This window comes from Zoogloea sp. (genome assembly GCF_023150065.1).
Lineage (GTDB): Bacteria > Pseudomonadota > Gammaproteobacteria > Burkholderiales > Rhodocyclaceae > Zoogloea.
This window is the reverse complement of record NZ_JAKLLN010000011.1, coordinates 82,856-100,257: the sequence shown is the minus strand read 5'-3', so window position 1 is coordinate 100,257 and position 17,402 is coordinate 82,856. Positions and strand designations below refer to the sequence as shown.

The window sequence follows — 17,402 nt, the reverse complement described above, 5'->3', positions numbered from 1 at the left end:
GGCTGTCCGTCCTAAACTCGCTTCATCGCATAACGAACATCGACTGGAGACACCAGCATGGGACGCCTCACCACACACGTACTCGACACCGCCAATGGCTGCCCGGGCCAGGGCATCGCCGTCACCGTCTTTCGCCTCGACGGTGGGCGCCGCGAGCTGCTGCGCACCCTCACCAACCACGACGGCCGCTGTGACGCGCCGCTGCTCGAAGGCGCCGCGCTGGAAGCCGGCACCTACGAGATCGTCTTCGGCGCCGGCGACTACTTCCGGCGCCTGGGCAAGAGCCTGCCCGAGCCCCTGTTCGTGGACGAGGTGGTGCTGCGCTTCGGCATCGCCGACGCCAGCCAGCACTATCACGTGCCGCTGCTGGTGTCCCCCTGGAGCTACTCCACCTATCGCGGCAGCTGAGCCGGCTTCCCTCACCCCTTCAGAGACGGAAGTACCATGGAAACCTATCTCCTCGACTGGGCCAACCTGCTCCTGCGCTGGCTCCACCTGATCACCGGCATCGCCTGGATCGGCGCGTCCTTCTACTTCGTGATGCTCGACAACTCCCTCAAGCCGCCCAAGAAGGCTGCTGATGGCACCCGCGGCGTGTTTGGCGAGCTGTGGGCGGTGCATGGCGGCGGCTTCTACTGCAGCCAGAAGTTCCCCACCGGCCCCAAGGGCGAGCCCCTCAGCGACGACCTGCACTGGTCCAAGTGGGAGGCCTACTCCACCTGGCTGTCGGGCATGAGCCTGCTGGCGGTGGTGTACTGGATCGGCGCCTCGAGCTACCTCATCGACCCCAAGGTGATGGCCCTCACCCCCGCCGCTGCGGTGGGCATCTCCGTGGCCTTCCTGGCCGCCGGCTGGGTGGTGTATGACTTCCTGTGCCGCCGCCTGATGGGCCAGGAGGGCCTGATGTCGGCGCTGCTCTTCATCTTCGTGGTGGGCTGTGACTGGGCCCTGCACCAGCTGTTCTCGGCACGCGGCGCCTACATCCACGTGGGGGCCATGCTCGGCACCATGATGGCGGCCAACGTGTTCTTCCACATCATCCCCGGCCAGAAGCGCATGGTGGAGCAGATCCGCGCCGGCCTGCCGGTGGATTCCCGCCCGGGTCTGATCGGCAAGCAGCGTTCGGTGCACAACACCTACTTCACCCTGCCGGTGCTGTTCATCATGATCAGCAACCACTACCCCATGACCTACTCCCACCCCAATGGCTGGCTGGTGCTGGTGGTGATGATGCTGGCCGGGGTGCTGATCCGTCAGTTCTTCGTGCTGCGCCACCGGGGCCAGGTGAAGTGGTGGCTGCCCGCCGCCGGTGTTGCCCTGATCGCCACCCTGATGGTGCTGATGGCCCCCAGGCCCGTGGATGCCGGCGGTGACAAGGTGAGCTTTGCCGCCGTCCGCCAGGTGCTGGCCCAGCGCTGCACTGCCTGCCACGCCGACACCCCCACCCAGGCCGGTTTTGCCCAGCCGCCCAAGGGCGTGGTGCTGCAGAGCGCCGAACAGGTCGGCCAGCACGCCGCCAAGATCGCCGAGACCGTGGCCAGCGGCTACATGCCCCTCGGCAACCTCACCGGCATCACCGACGCCGAGCGCACGCTGATCGCCCGCTGGCATGCCCAGGGCGCCCGGGTGAGCGACTGACCCGACTCTTTCAAGGACAGATCATGAACGCGACTTCCACCCCGAGCCCGTCCCTGGCCGCCCTGAGTGCCCTGCCCCAGGCCGACTTCGTGGCCCGCCTGGCCGACATCTTCGAGCACTCCCCGTGGATCCCCGAGCGGGCCTGGCCAGGGCGGCCCTTCGCCAGCATCGACGCCTTGCACACCGCCATGCTGGCCGTGCTGGAGGCTGCCAGCGACGCCGAGAAGCTGGGCCTCATCTGCGCCCACCCGGAGCTGGCCGGCAAGGAGGCCAGCGCCGGCACCCTCACCGTGGCCTCCACCGGCGAGCAGCGCGGGGCCGGCCTCGACCAGTGCAGCGCCGACGAGCTGCAGCGTCTGCGCCGGCTCAACGCCGCCTATCGGGAGCGCTTCGGCTTTCCCTTCGTCATCGCCGTCAAGGGCCTGTCCCGCTACCAGATCATGGACGCCGTGGAGGCCCGCCTGGCCAACGACCGGGACACCGAGTTTGCCGCCTGCCTGACCCAGATCGGCCGCATCGCCCGTTTTCGCCTCGACGCCCTGCTGGGCGCCTGAATCCGGAGTCAAACCGTCATGAAGCCTGACGCCCCTTACCCCCGCGACCTCATCGGCTACGGCCGCAACCCGCCCCACGCCAATTGGCCCGGGCGGGCCCGCGTGGCCGTGCAGTTCGTCCTCAACTATGAAGAGGGCGGCGAGAACTGCGTGCTCCACGGCGACGCCGGCAGCGAGCAGTTCCTGTCCGAACTCTTCAACCCGGCCAGCTACCCCGACCGCCACCTGTCCATGGAGGGCGTCTACGAATACGGCTCCCGCGTCGGCGTGTGGCGTTTCCTGCGCGAGTTCGAGCGCCGTGGCCTGCCCATGACCATCTTCGGCGTGTCCATGGCCCTGCAGCGTCACCCGGAGCTCACCGCCGCCTTCAAGGAGCTGGGCCACGAGATCGCCTGCCACGGCTGGCGCTGGATCCACTATCAGGGCATGGACGAAGCCACCGAGCGCGAGCACCTGCGCATCGGCATGGAGATCATCGAACAGCTCACCGGCGAGCGCGCCCTGGGCTGGTACACCGGCCGCGACTCCCCCAACACCCGGCGCCTGGTGGCCGACTACGGCGGTTTTCTGTACGACTCCGACTATTACGGGGACGACCTGCCCTTCTGGACCCAGGTGCAGAAGACCGACGGCAGTCACGTGCCCCACCTGGTGGTGCCCTACACCCTGGACACCAACGACATGCGCTTCTCGCTGCCCCAGGGCTTCTCCCATGGCGACGAGTTCTTTGAATACCTGTGCGACGCCTTCGACGTGATGTACGCCGAAGGTGACGAGCGCCCGGCCATGCTGAGCGTGGGCATGCACTGCCGCCTGCTTGGCCGACCCGGCCGCTTCCGCGCCCTGCAGCGCTTCCTCGACCACATCGAGAAGCACGACCGGGTGTGGGTGTGCCGGCGGGTGGACATCGCCCGCCACTGGATCGACACCCACCCCTTCCGCCCCGACGCCCCCTGACGTCCCCGACGCCCCCAACGCCCGACAGAACACAAGGAGACACACCCATGGCCAGCCATACCCCCGGCGCCCCCGTCTTTGCCCCGCCCGCCGACCTGCCCGAGTGGGCGCAGCGTGCGGTGGATCTCGCCAACCCGCGCCTGGGCGCCCAGGCGCTGTACGCCTCGGACGACTTCTTCGCCGAAGTGGCGCGCATGCTCAACCCCGAGCCGGCCCAGTTCGTGCCGGGCAAGTTCGACACTAACGGCAAGTGGATGGACGGCTGGGAGTCGCGCCGCAAGCGCGTCGCCGGCCACGACTGGGCGCTCGTCAAGCTGGGCGTGAAGGGCATCATCCGCGGCTTCGACGTGGACACCAGCCACTTCACCGGCAACTACCCGCCCGCCGTATCCATCGAGGCCACCGTGTCGGCCAGCGACGACGTGGACCACCTCAAGGGCGCAAGCTGGACCGAGATCCTGCCCGCCACGCCCCTCGGCCCCAACAGCCACCACCTCATCGAATGCGCCAGCGCCGAGGCCTGGACCCACCTGCGGGTCAACATCTACCCCGACGGCGGCATCGCCCGCCTGCGGGTGTATGGCCGCCCGGTGGGCGCCCTCGAAACCCTCAGTGGCGACGAGACCATCGACCTGGTGGCCATGGAGAACGGCGGCCGCGCCGTGTCGTGGAACGACGCCAGCTTCGGCTCCACCGTATCGGCCCTGATGCTCCCCGGCCGCGGCCAGAACATGGGTGACGGCTGGGAAACCCGCCGCCGCCGCGAACCGGGCAACGACTGGTGCGTGCTCGAACTGGGCGCCCCCGGCACCGTCGAGCGCATCGAAGTGGACACCGCCTTCTTCAAGGGCAACTACCCCGACCGCTGCGCCATCCAGGCCGCCTATGTCACCGGCGGCACCGACCGCTCCATCACCACCCAGAGCATGTTCTGGCAGACCCTGCTGCCCGAGCAGAAGCTGCAGATGGACGCCGTGCACAGCTTCAGCGACGAGATCGCCCGGCTCGGCCCCATCACCCACGTGCGCTTCAACATCTTCCCGGACGGCGGCGTGTCGCGCCTGCGCCTGTGGGGCAAGGTGCACAAGAAGGGCGCGTGATGAGCACCGTCACCCTCACCCCGGAGCCGCTCAGCGCCGAGGCCTTCGCCCCCTTCGGGCAGGTCATCGAGGCCAGCGACGCGGTGCGCCACTTCACCATCAACGCCGGCAACACCGAGCGCTACCACGACCTGGCCGAGGTGGAGCCGGGCCCGGACGGCAAGGTCATCCTGTCCATCTTCCGCGGCCAGCCCCGCACGCTGCCCTTTGCGGTGGAGATGATGGAGCGCCACCCCCTGGGCAGCCAGGCCTTCGTGCCCCTGGCCGGCAAGCCCTACCTGGTGGTGGTGGCCCCGCCCGGCCCCCCGCCCGGGGTGGATGAGCTGCGGGTCTTTCTGGCCCGGGGCGACCAGGGCGTCAATTACGCCACCGGCGTCTGGCACCACCCCCTGCTGGCCCTGGAGGCGGTGTGCGACTTCCTGGTGGTCGATCGTAGCGGCAGCGCGCCCAACTGCGACGAGGTGACCATCGACCCGCCGGGGCTCATCGTGCTCTGACCCCTTTCCGCTTTCTCCCTCGCAGCACCCTTCAACCGCCGTGGCCCCGCCCGGCGGTTGTTTTTTTGGCAGGTGGTCAACGATGTTGATACGGGCCGGGGCATCCCTGCAGGTGGATGGAGAAACTGTGGGGGCGACTTCAGTCGCCCGCGGGCTGGGATCAGGAGGCCTGCCTGTGATCGACGCGCGGTGGGCGACTGAAGTCGCCCCTGCGGGGAGACCTGCTCCCTCACGCCGGCCGCTGTGCCGCCACCGTCAGCGGCGCTCCCCAGGCCTGGCCGCAGACCAGCCCGGGGCGGCCGTCGTCTTCGTCCACCAGCCCGGCGTACTGCCGCACCAGCTGGGCCAGGGAGTCGGTTTCCAGCTTGCCGGCGAGGCGGGCGCGGTGGACTTCCACGGTGCGGGGCGACACGGCCAGGGCGCGGGCGATCTCCTTGTTGGTCAGGCCCTCCACCACCATGCCCAGCACCTCACGCTCCCGCTCGGAGAGGCGGGTGTACAGGTTGCGGGCGTGGCGGCTGCGCTGCTGGCGCTGGCGTTCGAGCACGTGCTGGCCCACCGCCTGGCGCAGGGCGTCGGGGAGGTCGTGTTCCACCCGGGCCAGGGGCAGGAACTCCCGGGCGCCGGCCTTGAAGGCCTGGCGGCACAGGTCCACGGTGGCCGCCCGGGCCAGCACGATCACCGGCAGATCGATGCCGCCGGGGGCGAGGCGCTCCAGCAGGCGCAGGTCCGGGCCGGTGGCGTCAGTGTCCACGAGCAGGGCGCCGGTGGCGTCCGGGTCCAGCTCGGCCAGGCAGCGTTCGGCGTCGCGCCAGGCCTGGAAGCCGAAGCCCAGGCCCGCTGCCACGTGGGCGAGGCTGCGGCACAGGGCGGTGTCGGGGGTGACGAGATGGATGCAGGGCAGGGGCGTGGAGCGGGTCATGGGGCTTTCCCTTGGAGCGATTGGGGGGCAGGGGGAGGGGGGCGGCGCAGGGCGTGCAGGCTGACCAGGGCCAGGGCGAGTCCGATCAGCGCCATGCCGCCCAGCTCGCCGGGGCTGGGGCGTTCGCCCAGCTGAAGCCAGCCGGCCAGCACGCCGATGGCCGGAATGCCCAGGGCCGACAGCCCGGCAATGGCGGCGGGCAGGTGCTGCAGCACGTACAGCCACAGCAGCCAGGCCAGGGCCGTGGCAAACAGGGCGTTGAAGGCCAGGGCGGCAAAGAAGAAAGGCGTGGGGTTGATGGGGCGCGAGTCGTGGAGCAGGGCGGTGACCACCAGGGCGAGGGCACCAAAGAGCATCTGCCAGGCGGTGAGGGCCAGCAGATCCACCTGATGGCGCTGGCGCAGGCGCTTGGCCACCAGGGTGGCCAGGGCCCAGCTGAGACCGCCGCCCACCGCCAGCAGGTTGCCCAGGATCCTGCCGCCAGCCGATACGGGCCCGATGATCAGCAGCAGGCCACCCGCGGCCACGGCCGTGGCCAGCCACTGGACGCGGCCGATGTGCTCCTTCAGCACCCAGGCTGCCAGGGGCGCCAGCCAGAAGGGCATGGTGTAGACCAGCACCGCCGTCTTGCCCGCCCCGCCGTGGACCAGGGCCCACTGGATCAGCAGGGTGAAGGCGCCGGTCTGGAGCAGGCCCAGCAGCAGGGTCTCGCCGGGGGCAACCAGCCCCATCGGCCGGCGGAGCACCGCCATGGCGGCAAACAGCGCCAGGGCGCCCAGCAGGGTGCGGATGGCGGAGAAGTCGAGGGGGTCGGCCAGGGGCACGACCTGCTTCATCACCACCCAGTTGTAGCCCCAGATCAGGCTCATCAGCAGCAGGGCCAGGGCGGCGCGGTGGCGGCCGGGGGCGGTGGGGGAGGGTGCGGGCATGGACTTATGTGATTTCGAATAATGGATGGTCAGACCGGTGCCCGGCTGCCGGGTTGCGTCGCCGCGCGGGCGGGGTTCGGGGTCAACAATACGCAGCCAGGCCTGCCGGGGAAGAGGCCGTGGGGTCTGGACACCCCGAACTCCCATGGTGCGCCGCCGCGAAACTGACCTGCCGGCGGCCGGCAAGCCGCCAGCACGCAGAGTAGTCCCCATGTTGCGTCGCCACTATATCGATCTGCTTATTCCGGTTATCAGAACTGGGGGCAGCCATCCGATTGGGGCCCCCCTACACTTCGATCAAGTCCAGATCGCCGCTGGTCCATTCAATCCCTTCCCCCGAGAGCGCCCGCAGAGGCGCCTGGAACCCACGAAAGAGGAGACTCCCATGTCGGAGCATTCAAAGGCAGTCCATGTCCAAGAAGTCGATGCGGTGGATGAGCGCCTGCCCACCGGTCGCTTGTTCACCCTCGGCCTGCAGCACGTGCTGGTCATGTATGCGGGGGCCGTGGCCGTCCCGCTGATCGTCGGGCGGGCCCTCAAGCTCAGCCCCGAGCAGGTGGCCATGCTGATCTCGGCCGACCTGTTCTGCTGCGGGCTGGTCACCCTGATCCAGTCCCTCGGCTTCGGCCGCCACTTCGGCATCAAGCTGCCGGTGATGATGGGCGTTACCTTTGCCGCCGTCGGCCCCATGGTGGCCATGGCCAATGTGCAGGGCGGGCCGGAAGGGGCCCGGGCGATCTTCGGCGCCATCATCGGCGCCGGCCTCATCTCCATGGCCATCGCCCCGCTGATGAGCCGGCTGCTGCGTTTTTTTCCGCCGGTGGTCACCGGCACCATCATCGCCATCATCGGCATCAGCCTGATGCGGGTGGGCATTGGCTGGGCCATGGGCGGCCCGGCTCCCACCGCCCAGAGCGTGGACGTGCCCAAGCTGGTGGCCATGGTGGATGCCGCCAAGGCCAAGGCCGCCGAAGCCGCCGCCACCCTGCCCCCCGGCGCCAGCGCCCCCGAGATGAAGCTGCCCGGCCCCGTGCCCATGAAGGACAACCCCAACTACGGCGCCCTCGACAACATGGGCGTGGCCGCCTTCGTGCTCGCCGCCATCCTGCTGCTGGTGCGTTATGGCCGGGGCTTCGTGGCCAACATCGCGGTGCTGCTGGGCATCGTGCTGGGCTGTTTCGTGGCCGTGGGCATGGGCAAGATGCACTTCGACAAGGTGGCCCAGGCCCACTGGGTGGACATCGTCACCCCCTTCGCCTTCGGCATGCCCACCTTCGATGTGGTGATGGTGCTCACCATGACTCTGGTGATGATCGTGGTGATGATCGAGTCCACCGGTATGTTCCTGGCCCTGTCCGAGATCACCGGCCGCAAGATCAGCCAGCATGACCTCTCGAACGGCCTGCGCACCGACGGCCTGGGCACCCTGATCGGTGGCCTGTTCAACACCTTCCCCTACACCAGCTTCTCCCAGAACGTGGGCCTGGTGGGCGTCACCGGCGTCAAGAGCCGCTGGGTCTGCGTGGCCGCCGGCATCATCATGCTGGTGCTGGGCATGCTGCCCAAGATGGCGGCCCTGGTGGAGTCGGTGCCCACCTTCGTGCTGGGCGGTGCGGGCCTGGTGATGTTCGGCATGGTGGCCGCCACCGGCATCCGCATCCTCGCCAACGTGGATTTCAAGACCAACCGCAACAACCTCTACATCGTCGCCATCTCCATCGGCGCCGGCATGATCCCCCTGGTGGCCCCGCGCTGGACCCAGCAGATGGCCCACAGCCTGCACCCCCTGCTCGAGTCCGGCATCCTGCTGACCTCCCTCTCGGCCGTGGCCCTCAACCTCTACTTCAACGGAGGCAAGGCCGACGAGTCTGCCGCCATCGAAGCCGCCAAGACCGCCGAAGCCCACTGAGGCGCCCCGGCACCCCCGCAGCACCCCGGCCTGTTCTCCCGTCCGCCCGCCTTCACCGGCGCGGTGGCAGGGGGCGGCCGTCTCAAAAAAACAAACGAGGAGACAAAAACCATGATCGCCAACGCCCGCTGCATCGCCGCCGCCCTGGCCCTGAGCGCCCCCCTGGCCACCCCGGCCGTGGCCGCCACCTGGTCCGACACCTTCCTGGGCTACCGCTACGGCACCCAGTTCCACGAACCCAACAACACCAAGGACGTGCGCAAGCACGTGCTCCAGTTCACCCACGCCAGCGGCTACGGCCTGGGGCAGAACTTCGTCAATCTGGACGTGCTCCAGTCCGACAAGAACGACCCCATCAGCGGCGGCGATTCGGGTGCCACCGAGTTCTACCTCACCTACCGCCACCAGCTGCACATGAGCAAGCTCTTCGAGCGCAGCTTTGCCAGCGGCCCGATCCGCGACCTGGCCTTTACGGCCGGCTTCGACCTGAACACCAAGAACACCCGCTTCGCCCCACGCAAGCGCCTGCTGGTGGTGGGCCCGACCATCAAGTTCGACGTGCCCGGCTTTCTGGATGTGAGCCTGCTGGCGGGCAAGGAGTGGAACCACTGCGGCCTGGGCGCGCCGGCCTGCCCCGAGGCCAGCATCGGCTTCGATCCGCAGCTGATCCTCAGCGCCGCCTGGGGCATCCCCTTCCAGGCCGGGCCGCTGCCCCTCAAGTTCCAGGGATTCATCAACTACAACACCGCCAAGGGGCGGGACTACGCCGGGGTCAAGACCGAACCCGAGACCCTGATGCGCACCTCGCTGATGGCGGACGTGGGCCAGATGACGGGCAGCCGGAAGAACACCCTGCTGATGGGCGTGGGCTACGAGATGTGGCTGAACAAGTTCGGCAACCATGCCAACGCCGCTGGCGTGACCAAGCCGGGCATCAACACCTACGCGCCCACCCTGCAGCTCGAATGGCATTTCTGAGCCCATGCTGCTCGGACTGGCCCTGTTCTACGTGGGGGCCGTGCTCATCCTCAATGGCCTGTGGATGCTCGGCCGCATCGGCGACCGGGAGATCCCGGTCATCAACCTGTTTGCCGGCGGGCTGAGCCTGCTGGTGGCCCTCAAGCTGGCCTTCGGGGAGGGGGCCGACCTGGCCTCGGTGAAGGCGGCGGCCCTGTCGCTGCTCTTTTCCTTCACCTACCTGTGGGTGGCCATCAACCGCTTCAGCGGCGCCGATGGCCGCGGCCTGGGCTGGTTCAGCCTGTTTGTGGCCATCACCGCGGTGCCGGTGGCCGTCGACGTACTGGGCCGCGCCGGAACGCCCGGTGAGTGGTGGCTGGGGCTGTCGTGGGTGGCCTGGTCGATACTCTGGTTGATGTTCTTCCTGATGCTCGCCCTCGGCCGCCCCCTGGCCCGCCCGACCGCCTGCATGGCCATCGGCCAGGGCGTGCTGACGGGCTGGCTGCCGGGCTACCTGCTGCTGACCGGGGGTTTGTAGGGGCGGCTTCAGCCGCCCTCGGACTTCGATCAACCCCTTGCGGGCGGCTTCAGCCGCCCCTACAGGGGCTCTGCCGCCCCAAAGAACGGCACCCACTCAATACCAGAAGTACCGAAAGAACCGACTCCGCCGGCAATTCAAAGCGCCGTGCCGAATCCCTAAGCTGTCTCCATCAACCCAAACGGACAGACCCCAAAGGAGAACAAGATGGCCCGAATGAGAGCAGTGGATGCCGCAGTGGCGGTGTTGCGCAAGGAAGGCGTGGAGACGGTGTTCGGCGTGCCGGGCGCGGCGATCAACCCCCTTTACTCGGCGATGCGCAAGGATGGCGGCATCAAGCACATCCTCGCCCGCCACGTGGAGGGCGCCTCGCACATGGCCGAGGGCTTCACCCGCGCCTGTGCCGGCAACCTGGGGGTGTGCATCGGCACCTCCGGCCCGGCCGGTACCGACATGATCACCGGGCTGTATTCCGCCTCGGCCGACTCCATTCCCATCCTGTGCATCACCGGCCAGGCGCCCCGCGCCCGCCTCTACAAGGAAGACTTCCAGGCCGTGGATATCGAATCCATCGCCAAGCCGGTGACCAAGTGGGCGGTGACGGTGCGCGAGCCGGCCCTGGTGCCCCGCGTCTTCCAGCAGGCCTTCCACGTCATGCGTTCCGGCCGCCCCGGCCCGGTGCTCATCGACCTGCCCTTCGACGTGCAGATGGCCGAGATCGAGTTCGACATCGACACCTACGAGCCGCTGCCCCTGCACAAGCCAGCCGCCACCCGGGCCCAGGCCGAGAAGGCCCTGGCCATGCTCAACGCCGCCGAGCGCCCGCTGATCGTGGCCGGTGGCGGCGTGATCAATGCCGACGCGGCTGCCCGCCTGCAGGAGTTTGCTGAGCTCACTGGCGTGCCGGTGATCCCGACCCTGATGGGCTGGGGCTGCATCCCCGACGATCACCCCCTGATGGCCGGCATGGTTGGCCTGCAGACCTCCCATCGCTATGGCAACGCGACGATGCTGGCCTCCGACTTCGTGATCGGCATCGGCAACCGCTGGGCCAACCGCCATACCGGCTCGGTGGAGGTGTACACCGAGGGGCGCAAGTTCGTGCACATCGACATCGAGCCCACCCAGATCGGCCGGGTCTTCGGCCCCGACTACGGCATCGTCTCCGACGCCGGCGCAGCCCTCGACCAGCTCATCGCCGTGGCCCGCGAGCTGAAGGCCGCCGGCCAGTTGCCCTGCCGCCAGGCCTGGGCTGCCGACTGCCAGGAGCGCAAGCGCACCCTGCTGCGCAAGACCCACTTCAACGTCACCCCCATGAAGCCCCAGCGGGTGTACGAGGAGATGAACAAGGCCTTCGGCCAGGACACCTGCTACGTCAGCACCATTGGCCTGTCACAGATCGCCGCGGCCCAGTTCCTGCACGTGTACAAGCCCCGCCACTGGATCAACTGCGGCCAGGCCGGCCCCCTGGGCTGGACCATCCCGGCCACCCTGGGGGTGTGCGCGGCCGACCCGTCCCGCCCGGTGGTGGCCATCTCGGGCGACTACGACTTCCAGTTCATGATCGAAGAGCTGGCGGTGGGCGCCCAGTTCAAGCTGCCCTACATCCACGTGGTGGTGAACAACGCCTATCTGGGCCTGATCCGCCAGTCCCAGCGCGGCTTCGACATGGACTACTGCGTGCAGCTGGCCTTCGAGAACATCAACGCCCCGGAGACCGAAGGCTACGGCGTGGATCACGTGACGGTGGTGGAAGGCCTGGGCTGCAAGGCCATCCGCGTGCGCCTGCCCGACGAGATCCAGCCCGCCTTTGCCCAGGCCCGCGCCTGGATGGAGGAGTTCCGTGTACCGGTGGTCGTCGAGATCATCCTCGAACGGGTCACCAACATCTCCATGGGCACCGAGATCAACGCGGTGAACGAGTTCGAGGCCCTGGCCGAGAGCGGCGCCGACGCCCCCACTGCCATCGCCCTGCTGGATTGAACGATTTGCCCCGGGCGGCTGAAGCCGCCCCTACATGGAGTACACAGACCATGCCGAGATTTGCTGCCAACCTGTCCATGCTGTTCACCGAGCAGCCCTTCCTGGAGCGTTTCGGTGCCGCGGCCCGGGCCGGCTTTCAGGGGGTGGAATACCTCTTCCCCTACGCCTTCAACAAGGACGAGCTGGCCGAACAGCTTGAGCGCCACCGCCTCGTCCAGGTGCTGCACAACCTGCCCGCCGGCAACTGGGAGGCCGGCGAGCGCGGCATCGCCTGCCACCCCGATCGGGTGGCCGAGTTTCGCGACGGGGTGGGGCGGGCCATCGACTACGCCACCACCCTGGGCTGCACCCGCATCAACTGCCTGGCCGGCATCGCCCCGACGGGCGTGACCCCCGAGCTGCTGCGCCACACCCTGGTGGGCAACCTGCGCTTTGCCGCCGGCCAGCTCCGGGAGGCGGGCATCCGCCTGCTCATCGAGCCCATCAACACCTTCGACATCCCGGGCTTCTACCTCAGCCGCACCGCCCAGGCGGCGGACATCCTGGACGAGGTGGGTTCCGACAACCTCTTCATCCAGTACGACCTCTACCACGCCCAGCGCATGGAGGGCGAGCTGGCCGCCACCGTGGCCAAGTACCTGCCGCGCATCGCCCACATCCAGCTGGCCGACAACCCGGGCCGCCACGAGCCCGGCAGCGGCGAGATCAACTACCCCTGGCTGCTGCGCCACATCGACGGCCTGGGCTACAGCGGCTGGGTCGGCTGCGAATACAAGCCCGCCACCACCACCGCCGAAGGCCTGGGCTGGCTCGACGCCTTCTGACGCCCACCCCCACCCCAACGCCACCCATAACGACAAGACAGGAGACACCACCATGGCACACATCGGATTCATCGGCCTCGGCATCATGGGCGCCCCCATGGCCGGCCACCTCATCGCCGCCGGCCATACGGTTCATACCTTCACCCACGGCGCCACCCCGGCCGCACTGATCGAAGCCGGCGCCCGCCCCTGCAGCAGCGGCGCCGACGTGGCCCGCCAGGCCGACATCATCATCACCATGGTGCCCGACACCCCCCACGTGGAGGACGCCCTGTTCAACCCCGAAGGCGTCGCCGCTGGCCTGACCCCGGGCAAGATCGTGGTGGACATGAGCTCCATCTCCCCCGTGGCCACCAAGGACTTCGCCCGCCGCATCAACGCCCTGGGCTGCGACTACCTGGACGCCCCCGTGTCCGGTGGCGAGGTGGGCGCCAGGGCCGCCAGCCTGACCATCATGGTGGGGGGCAGCGACGCCGCTTTCGACAAGGTGAAGCCCCTGTTCGAGAAGATGGGCAAGAACATCACCCTGGTGGGCGGCAACGGCGACGGCCAGATCACCAAGGTGGCCAACCAGATCATCGTCGCCCTGACCATCGAGGCCGTGGGCGAGGCCTTGCTGCTGGCCGCCAAGGCCGGTGCCAACCCGGCCCGGGTGCGCGAGGCCCTGATGGGCGGCTTTGCCAACTCGCGCATCCTTGAGGTGCACGGCGAGCGCATGGTCAAGCGTACTTTCAACCCGGGCTTCCGCATCGAGCTGCACCAGAAGGACCTCAACCTGGCCCTCACCACCGGCCGCCAGCTGGGCGTGCCCCTGCCCAACACCGCCACCGCCCAGGAGCTGTTCAATGCCTGCGCGGCCCATGGCGGCGCCGGCTGGGATCACTCGGCCCTGGTGCGTGCCCTGGAAATCATGGCCAACTTCGAGATCGGCCAGCAGGCCGCCTGAGGGACACCGCCATGCGCCATCTCGCTATCGAAGTGGGCTCCCGGCGTTTCGTCGCCCGCCTGGAAGAGGAGGCCGCGCCGCGCACCTGCGCCGCCTTCCTCAAGATGCTGCCCTTCTCGAACCAGGTCATCCATTCCCGCTGGAGCGGCGAGGCGGTGTGGGTGCCCCTGGCCGACTTCGACACCGGCCTGGATTTCGAGAACCACACCAGCCACCCCTCCCGGGGCGACGTGCTGCTCTACCCGGGGGGCTTTTCGGAAACGGAGATCCTGTTTGCCTACGGCAGCAGCCGCTTTGCCAGCAAGATGGGGCAACTGGCGGGCAATCACTTCCTGACCGTGGTAGAAGGCACCGAGCAGCTCATGGACATGGGCCGCGAAGTGCTGTGGAAGGGCGCCCAGTGGGTGCGCTTCACCGATCTGGGCAAGCGCTGAAGGCGCCGCACCCGTGGGGTCGGATTCATCCGGCCCCCCCCCACTCCAACACCAGGACCGACCATGACCCAAGCCAACCCCCGCGATCTGCTCCAGGCCCTCTTTGCCGCGGCGGTGAACGCCGCCCAGCCCGAGCACTGCATCCCCCGCTTCCTGCCGGCGCCGCCCAAGGGGCGCACCCTGGTCATCGGCGCCGGCAAGGCCTCGGCGGCCATGGCCCGGGTGCTGGAGCAGCACTGGCCGGGTGAGCTGTCGGGCCTGGTCGTCACCCGCTACGGCTACGCCGTGCCCTGTGAGCGTATCGAGATCGTCGAGGCCGCCCACCCGGTGCCCGACGCCGCCGGCCGCGAAGCCGCCGGGCGCATGCTGGCCCTGGCGCAGGGCCTCGGCCCCGACGATCTGGTGATCTGCCTGATCTCCGGCGGCGGCTCGGCCCTGCTGCCCCTGCCCGGCGAGGGCGTGAGCCTGGAGGACAAGCAGGCCATCAACCGGGCCCTGCTCAAATCCGGCGCCACCATCGCGGAGATGAACTGCGTGCGCCGCCACCTCTCCGCCATCAAGGGCGGGCGCCTGGCGGCGGCCTGCCACCCGGCCCGGGTGCTCAACCTGCTGATCTCCGACGTGCCCGGCGACAACCCCATGGACATCGCCTCCGGCCCCACCGTGGCCGACCCCACCACCTGCGCCGACGCCCTGGCCATCGTGCGCCGCTACGCCATCGACCTGCCGGCCGGCGCCCGGGCCCTGCTGGAAAGCGGCCGGGGCGAGACGGTGAAGCCGGGCGACCCGCGCCTGGCCGGGGTCGAGACCCACCTGATCGCCACCCCGCAGATGGCCCTGGAGGCCGCCGCCGAGGTGGCCCGGGCGGCGGGCGTCACCCCCGTGCTGCTGGGCGACAGCATCGAAGGCGAGGCCCGCGACGTGGGCAAGGTGATGGCCGCCATCGCCCTGCAGGTCAAGCGCCACGGCCAGCCGGTGGCGGCGCCCTGCGTGCTGCTGTCCGGCGGCGAGACCACCGTGACCGTGCGCGGCAACGGCCGTGGCGGGCGCAACGTGGAGTTCCTGCTGGCCCTGGCCGTGGCCCTCGACGGCGCTGCCGGCATCCACGCCGTGGCCGGTGACACCGACGGGGTGGACGGCCTGGAGGAGATCGCCGGCGCCCTGGCCACCCCCGACACCCTGTCCCGCGCCTGGGCCCGGGGCATCCGCCCCCGCGACAGCCTGGACAACAACGATGGCCACGGCTTCTTCGAGGCCCTGGGCGACAGCCTGGTGACCGGGCCGACCCTGACCAATGTGAACGATTTCCGCGCCATTCTGATCCGCTGACATACCCCACACGTACATATAAAAAGGAGACAGCCATGAAACCCACCCAGGCCCTGACCCTGGACGACGTCAAACACATCGCCGCGGCGGCCGAGTCCGAGGCCCGGGCCTGCGGCTGGGCGGTGAGCATTGCCGTGTGCGATGCCGGCGGCCACCCCCTGTGGCTGCAGCGCATGGACGACGCCCCCCTGATGAGCGCCGCCGTGGCCCCCGAGAAGGCCCGCACCTGCGTGCTCTCCGGCAAGCCCAGCAAGGCCTTCGAGGACATGGTCAACAACGGCCGCATCGCCGCCCTGGCCATGCCGGTGGTGCCCCTTGAAGGGGGCGAGCCCATCCTCATCGACGGGCGGGTGATCGGTGCGGTGGGGGTCTCCGGCGTCAAGGCCGGTGAGGACGCCCAGGTGGCCCGGGCCGGCGTGGCCGCCCTGGTGCGTGGCATGGAAAGGCAGGTGGCATGATGCACCGCAGCCGCCGCTCCCGCATCCTGGCCACCCTCGGGCCGGCCAGCGCCACCCTCGAACGCATCCGCGAGCTGGCCCAGGCCGGTGCCGACGTGTTCCGCCTCAACTTCAGCCACGGCGCCCACGCCGATCACGCCGAGCGCTACCGCCAGATCCGCCAGGTGGAGGCCGAGCTGGGCCGCCCCATCGGCGTGCTGATGGACCTGCAGGGCCCCAAGCTGCGGGTCGGCCGCATGGCCGGCGGCAAGGTGACGCTCACCGCCGGGCAGGCCTTCCGCCTCGATCTGGGCAGCGCCGAGGGCGACGCTACCCGCGCCAGCCTGCCCCACCCGGAGATCTTCGCCGCGCTGGAAGCCGGCACCGAGCTGCTGCTCGACGACGGCAAGCTGCGCCTGCGGGTCGAGCGCTTCGGCGCCGACTTTGCCGACACCACCGTGCTGGTGGGCGGCCCCCTGTCGGACCGCAAGGGCGTCAATGTCCCCGGCGTGGTGCTGCCCATCTCCCCCCTCACCGCCAAGGATCGGGCCGACCTGGCCTTTGGTCTGGAGCTGGGGGTGGACTGGGTGGCCCTGTCCTTCGTGCAACGCCCCGAGGATATTCGCGAGGCCCGCGAGCTGATCGGTGATCAGGCCTGGATCATGGCCAAGCTCGAGAAGCCCGCCGCCATCGAGCACCTGGACGCCATCGTGGCCCTGGCCGACGGGGTGATGGTGGCCCGCGGCGACCTGGGCGTCGAGCTGCCGCCCCAGCAGGTGCCGGTGCTGCAGCGGCGCATCGTGCGCGCCGCCCGCAGGGCCGGCCGCCCGGTGGTGGTGGCCACCCAGATGCTCGAATCCATGATCACCGCCCCCGTGCCCACCCGGGCCGAAGCCTCCGACGTGGCCACCGCGGTGTATGAAGGCGCCGACGCGGTGATGCTGTCCGCCGAGTCCGCCTCCGGCCAGTACCCGCTGGAGGCGGTGAGCATCATGGACCGCATCATCGGCGAGGTGGAGCGCGACCCCGCCTGGCGCGCCGAACTGGAAGCCAGCCACACCCCGGCCGAGGCCAACACCCCCGACGCCATCTGCTGCGCCCTGCGCCGCGTGGCCGAACTGCTGCAACCCGCAGCCACCGTGGCCTTCACCAGCTCCGGCTTCAGCGCCCTGCGCGCCAGCCGCGAGCGCCCGCCGGCCCCCATCCTGGCCCTCACCCCGCGCCAGACCACCGCCCGCCGCCTGGCCCTGGCCTGGGGCGTGGTGCCGGTGCCCTTTGACGAAGTCCATGACGTGGGCGAGATGATCACCCACGCCACCACCGCCGCCCGCCAGGCCGGCGTGGCCCGCCCCGGCGACACCGTAGTCGTCATCGCCGGCCTGCCCTTCGGCCAGCAGGGCAGCACCAACCTGCTGCACGTGGCCAAAGTGCCTGCCGAATAAGGCACG

18 protein-coding genes are annotated in these 17,402 nt (G+C 69.5%); 16 read left to right on the top strand and 2 right to left on the bottom strand.

Annotation, left to right across the window (positions count from 1 at the left end; all coding sequences use genetic code 11):
* The first annotated feature begins 57 nt into the window (after positions 1 to 57).
* The 6 genes from uraH to L6Q67_RS13735 are packed head-to-tail and all read left to right on the top strand — an operon-like array spanning position 58 to position 4,746.
* Complete coding sequence (uraH, locus tag L6Q67_RS13760) at positions 58 to 408, top strand: hydroxyisourate hydrolase (protein WP_296570245.1); 351 nt, start codon at positions 58 to 60, stop codon at positions 406 to 408.
* A 36-nt stretch (positions 409 to 444) separates the two neighbouring features.
* A complete protein-coding gene (locus tag L6Q67_RS13755) occupies positions 445 to 1,638 on the top strand; it encodes a urate hydroxylase PuuD (protein ID WP_296570243.1) in 1,194 nt (397 codons plus the stop codon).
* Positions 1,639 to 1,661: 23 nt separating this feature from the next.
* Entirely contained in the window at positions 1,662 to 2,192 is a 531-nt protein-coding gene (uraD, locus tag L6Q67_RS13750) for a 2-oxo-4-hydroxy-4-carboxy-5-ureidoimidazoline decarboxylase (RefSeq protein WP_296570242.1), read from the top strand.
* Between the two features lie 18 nt (positions 2,193 to 2,210).
* Complete coding sequence (puuE, locus tag L6Q67_RS13745) at positions 2,211 to 3,149, top strand: allantoinase PuuE (RefSeq protein WP_296570240.1); 939 nt, start codon at positions 2,211 to 2,213, stop codon at positions 3,147 to 3,149.
* 47 nt (positions 3,150 to 3,196) lie between these two features.
* The gene (gene alc, locus L6Q67_RS13740) at positions 3,197 to 4,249 is read left to right on the top strand and encodes an allantoicase (RefSeq protein WP_296570238.1); all 1,053 of its coding nucleotides are present in this window, start codon (positions 3,197 to 3,199) and stop codon (positions 4,247 to 4,249) included.
* Complete coding sequence (locus L6Q67_RS13735; protein WP_296570236.1) at positions 4,249 to 4,746, top strand: ureidoglycolate lyase; 498 nt, start codon at positions 4,249 to 4,251, stop codon at positions 4,744 to 4,746. The genes alc and L6Q67_RS13735 overlap by 1 nt, the downstream gene beginning before the upstream one ends.
* Positions 4,747 to 4,975: 229 nt before the next feature.
* Here L6Q67_RS13735 and L6Q67_RS13730 read toward each other — a convergent pair whose 3' ends face one another.
* Both L6Q67_RS13730 and L6Q67_RS13725 read right to left on the bottom strand, forming a co-directional pair.
* Positions 4,976 to 5,668: a LuxR C-terminal-related transcriptional regulator gene (locus L6Q67_RS13730; protein ID WP_296570234.1), complete on the bottom strand. Its 693-nt coding sequence runs from the start codon at positions 5,666 to 5,668 to the stop codon at positions 4,976 to 4,978.
* Positions 5,665 to 6,597 carry an EamA family transporter gene (locus L6Q67_RS13725; RefSeq protein ID WP_296570232.1) on the bottom strand — a complete coding sequence of 311 codons (933 nt, stop codon included), beginning with the start codon at positions 6,595 to 6,597 and terminating at the stop codon, positions 5,665 to 5,667. The genes L6Q67_RS13730 and L6Q67_RS13725 overlap by 4 nt, the downstream gene beginning before the upstream one ends.
* 385 nt (positions 6,598 to 6,982) lie before the next feature.
* On the opposite strand from L6Q67_RS13725, the gene L6Q67_RS13720 reads away from it, so the two are divergent.
* The 10 genes from L6Q67_RS13720 to pyk all read left to right on the top strand — a co-directional run bounded on the left by L6Q67_RS13720 (position 6,983) and on the right by pyk (position 17,396).
* Positions 6,983 to 8,506: a nucleobase:cation symporter-2 family protein gene (locus tag L6Q67_RS13720; RefSeq protein ID WP_296570230.1), complete on the top strand. Its 1,524-nt coding sequence runs from the start codon at positions 6,983 to 6,985 to the stop codon at positions 8,504 to 8,506.
* Between the two features lie 111 nt (positions 8,507 to 8,617).
* On the top strand, positions 8,618 to 9,484 hold the full coding sequence (locus L6Q67_RS13715) for a hypothetical protein (RefSeq protein ID WP_296570229.1): 867 nt from the start codon (positions 8,618 to 8,620) through the stop codon (positions 9,482 to 9,484).
* A gap of 4 nt (positions 9,485 to 9,488) precedes the next feature.
* The gene (locus L6Q67_RS13710) at positions 9,489 to 10,001 is read left to right on the top strand and encodes an AmiS/UreI family transporter (RefSeq protein WP_296570226.1); all 513 of its coding nucleotides are present in this window, start codon (positions 9,489 to 9,491) and stop codon (positions 9,999 to 10,001) included.
* Between the two features lie 207 nt (positions 10,002 to 10,208).
* Positions 10,209 to 11,984 (top strand): glyoxylate carboligase, encoded by a 1,776-nt coding sequence (gene gcl / locus L6Q67_RS13705; RefSeq protein ID WP_296570224.1) that lies wholly within the window; start codon positions 10,209 to 10,211, stop codon positions 11,982 to 11,984.
* A 50-nt stretch (positions 11,985 to 12,034) separates the two neighbouring features.
* On the top strand, positions 12,035 to 12,808 hold the full coding sequence (gene hyi, locus L6Q67_RS13700; RefSeq protein WP_296570222.1) for a hydroxypyruvate isomerase: 774 nt from the start codon (positions 12,035 to 12,037) through the stop codon (positions 12,806 to 12,808).
* 52 nt (positions 12,809 to 12,860) lie between these two features.
* Entirely contained in the window at positions 12,861 to 13,754 is an 894-nt protein-coding gene (locus tag L6Q67_RS13695; RefSeq protein ID WP_296570220.1) for a 2-hydroxy-3-oxopropionate reductase, read from the top strand.
* Positions 13,755 to 13,765: 11 nt separating this feature from the next.
* Positions 13,766 to 14,188, top strand: a complete 423-nt coding sequence (locus L6Q67_RS13690) for a DUF3830 family protein (protein ID WP_296570218.1) — start codon at positions 13,766 to 13,768, stop codon at positions 14,186 to 14,188.
* Positions 14,189 to 14,251: 63 nt separating this feature from the next.
* The gene (locus tag L6Q67_RS13685; protein WP_296570215.1) at positions 14,252 to 15,517 is read left to right on the top strand and encodes a glycerate kinase; all 1,266 of its coding nucleotides are present in this window, start codon (positions 14,252 to 14,254) and stop codon (positions 15,515 to 15,517) included.
* A gap of 35 nt (positions 15,518 to 15,552) precedes the next feature.
* Positions 15,553 to 15,975, top strand: a complete 423-nt coding sequence (locus tag L6Q67_RS13680; protein ID WP_296570213.1) for a heme-binding protein — start codon at positions 15,553 to 15,555, stop codon at positions 15,973 to 15,975.
* Positions 15,975 to 17,396: a pyruvate kinase gene (gene pyk, locus L6Q67_RS13675; protein ID WP_296570343.1), complete on the top strand. Its 1,422-nt coding sequence runs from the start codon at positions 15,975 to 15,977 to the stop codon at positions 17,394 to 17,396. The genes L6Q67_RS13680 and pyk overlap by 1 nt, the downstream gene beginning before the upstream one ends.
* Positions 17,397 to 17,402 lie beyond the last annotated feature (6 nt).